Source organism: Myxococcus sp. AM011 (assembly GCF_013372595.1).
In the GTDB taxonomy this organism is placed as follows: domain Bacteria; phylum Myxococcota; class Myxococcia; order Myxococcales; family Myxococcaceae; genus Myxococcus; species Myxococcus eversor.
The window spans coordinates 1-3,083 of the sequence record NZ_JABXEM010000491.1; the positions used below are offsets into that span (position 1 = coordinate 1).

At 71.6% G+C, this 3,083-nt stretch carries 2 protein-coding genes and 1 pseudogene; all 3 read left to right on the top strand.

The window, feature by feature from the left end:
• Positions 1–1,126, top strand: a pseudogene (locus HUW62_RS46565) (response regulator); the annotation flags it as partial.
• A gap of 57 nt (positions 1,127–1,183) precedes the next feature.
• Positions 1,184–2,179, top strand: coding sequence for a tRNA (adenosine(37)-N6)-threonylcarbamoyltransferase complex transferase subunit TsaD (tsaD, locus tag HUW62_RS46570; RefSeq protein WP_163867376.1), 996 nt, complete (start codon positions 1,184–1,186; stop codon positions 2,177–2,179).
• A 14-nt stretch (positions 2,180–2,193) separates the two neighbouring features.
• Positions 2,194–3,078 (top strand): 16S rRNA (adenine(1518)-N(6)/adenine(1519)-N(6))-dimethyltransferase RsmA, encoded by an 885-nt coding sequence (rsmA, locus tag HUW62_RS46575; protein ID WP_163867377.1) that lies wholly within the window; start codon positions 2,194–2,196, stop codon positions 3,076–3,078.
• The last annotated feature ends 5 nt before the right edge of the window (positions 3,079–3,083 follow it).

Below are 3,083 nucleotides of genomic sequence, written 5' to 3' on the forward strand. Positions count from 1 at the left end.
CTTCCCGCCCGTGCCTCCTCCGACGCCCGCGCCTCCGTCTTCCGAGGTGACACTGGTGAGCGGCAACGAGTCCGCCGCCGATGTCGACACCATCGCGGAGGTCGAGGAGGTCCCCGCGACGCCGCCGCAGCAGCTCGCGCTGCCCCCGTACCCGGGGCATGGGGCTCCCGCGCGTCCCGTCGCCGCGCCCTCCATCCCCGAGGAGCCGCCGACGCCGTCCGCGCCGCCTCCGTCGCTCGTCACCCCGGTGGTGCCAACGCCCGTGGTGTCGCCGACGCCCGTCATCACCGCCTCTCCGTCGCCCGCGCCCACGGTGACGCCGTCGAGCCTGGCTTCCTCTGATTCGGAAGGGACGCCCGTTCGCCCCAGGCGCACGGGGCTCTACGTCGTGGGGGCGCTGGCCCTCATCGGCGCGGTGGCGGCGGTGGTCGTCATGGGAGGTCGAGGCGACAAGCCGAAAGACACGCCGCCTCCTGAACCGCCGAAGGTGGAGGCCGTCCAGACGCCGCCGCCGAAGCCCCCGGACGTGGTTGTCCCCGTGGCCGCCGAGGCCGACTCTGGCACCGCCGTCGTCGAGGCGCCCGTCGCGAAGGACTCCGGTACCGCCGTCGTCGTGGTGCCCGCCGCGACGGACTCCGGCACGGCCGTCGTCGAGACGCCCGTGGCCGCCGAGCCCGATGCGGGCACCGCCGTGGTGGAGGCGCCGCCCACCGCGGCGGACTCCGGCACCGTGCAGGCCCCGGTGGACCCGGAGGTGGAGTACGCGGGGCTCCTCAAGCAGGCGCGCTCCGCCATCGTCGGCAGTCGGTACAAGTCCGCGGCGGCGTTCTTCCGCAAGGCGCTGGTCTTCAAACCGGGTTCCACGGAGGCGAAGGCCGGGCTGGGCATCTCCCTGGTCAACGGCTTCGAGTCCGAGGCGGCCTTCCGCGAGGCCACGAAGCTGCTCGTGGATGTCGTGCGCGACGACGAGAAGCACTCACGGGCCTGGCTGTCGCTGGGCATGGCCTACCAGTCCATCGGGAAGAATTCCCAGGCGGCCGACGCCTACAAGAAGTATTTGATGCTGGAACCCTCGGGGGCATCCGCCAACGAGGTCCGCACGATGCTCAAGACGCTCGGCAACTGAGTGGGCGGCGGACCTCGCGGTGCCTTCCCCGTCCTGCTGGAAGTGAAGTGAGTCGCCTTGCTCGTCCTCGGCCTGGAAACCTCCTGTGATGAGACCGCCGCCGCCGTCGTGGAGGACGGGCGGCGGGTGCTGTCGGACGTCGTCTCCACCCAGGTGGACATCCACCGGCGCTGGGGCGGCGTGGTGCCGGAGCTGGCGTCGCGCAACCACATCGTCCAGGTGATGCCCGTCATCCACGAGGCCCTGACGCGCGCGCAGAAGACGCTCGACGACGTGGACCTCATCGCCGTCACCTCCGGCCCGGGCCTCATCGGCGCGTTGCTGGTGGGGCTCCAGGTGGCCAAGGGGCTGAGCCTCGCCACCGGCAAGCCCTTCGTCGGCGCCAACCACCTGGAGGGCCACCTGTTGGCCATCCGGCTGCTGGAGGACGCGCCGGAGCCGCCGTTCCTCGGCCTCGTCGTCTCGGGGGGACACACCAGCCTCTACGACGTGCAGGCGTTCGGCCACTACAAGCTGGTGGGCAGCACGCGCGATGACGCCGCGGGCGAGGCGTACGACAAGACGGCGCGCATCCTCGGGCTGCCGTACCCGGGGGGACAGCCCATCGACGAGCTCGCGAAGAAGGGTGACCCGGCGGCCATCCGCTTCCCGCGCGCGTTGCCGGGGGACAACTTCGACGTGTCCTTCTCCGGGTTGAAGACGGCGGTGCTCCACCACGTGCAGAAGCACGGCGTGCCCCAGGGACAGGCGCTGAACGACTTGTGCGCTTCGTTCCAGGAGGCGGTGGCGGACGTGCTGTCGAAGAAGCTGGTGGCCGCCGCGCGCAGGCTGGGCCACAAGAATCTCGTGTTGTGTGGAGGCGTGGCCGCCAACTCGCGGCTGCGGGCGCTGTGTCAGCAGCGCGCCGAGGAGCGGGGACTGCGCATGTTCCTGCCGCCGGTGCGGTTGTGCACGGACAATGGCGCGATGATCGCCGTCGCGGGGTATGAGGCCTGGCGCCGCGGTCTGCGCGGAGACTTCCGTCTGGCGGCAGACCCCGCCTGGCGCATGTGAGCAAGGACACCCGGTTGGAATCGCCCAGAGACATCCTCAAGCGCCATGGCCTTCGCCCGAAGTACAGCTGGGGCCAGAACTTCCTCGGAGACGAGGAGGCCCTTGAGGCCATCGCGGACGCGCTGCACCTGCGCGCCGGTGAGCCCGTCGTCGAGCTGGGGCCCGGCCTGGGCCACCTCACCCGCTTCCTCGCCGCCACCGGCGCGCTCGTCACCGCCGTGGAGCGGGACAGGGACATGGTGACGGTGCTGGAGAAGGAGGCCATCCCCGGCGTGCGCGTGGTGGCCGGCAACGCCGCCACCGTGGACTTCGCCGAAGTGGCGGGTGCGCCCGAGGTCGCCGTCGTCGGCAACCTCCCGTATCACCTCTCCAGCTCCATCCTCTTCCGCGTGCTGGAGCAGCGCGCCCGCGTCTCCCGCGCCGTGTTCACGCTGCAGAAGGAAGTGGTGGAGCGGCTCGCCGCCGAGCCCGGCACGCGCGAGTACGGCCTGCTCACCGTGCTGCTCGGCCTGCACTTCGACGCGGAGAACGTCCTCACGCTGGAGGCCTGGCGCTTCCATCCGCCACCGAAGGTGGACTCCGCGGTGTTGTCGCTCACGCGCCGCAAGACGCCGCGTGCGCCCATCATCGACGAGGCGCGCTTCACCCGCGTGGTGAAGGCGTCGTTCGCCCAGCGCCGCAAGACGCTGCTCAACTCCCTCAAGTCCGACAAGGCGCTCGCCACGCCCGCGGTGATGCTGGCCGCGCTGGAGACGGCGGGCATCGACCCGATGCGCCGCGCGGAGACGCTCGCGCCGGAGGAGTTCGCCGCGATAGAGCGCGCGCTCGGCCCCGTGGCGCCGGGCACGGTGACGCCCAAGGTGGACCTGTCCGACGACGAAGGTGGGGCGGAGGAGTAGGGGAG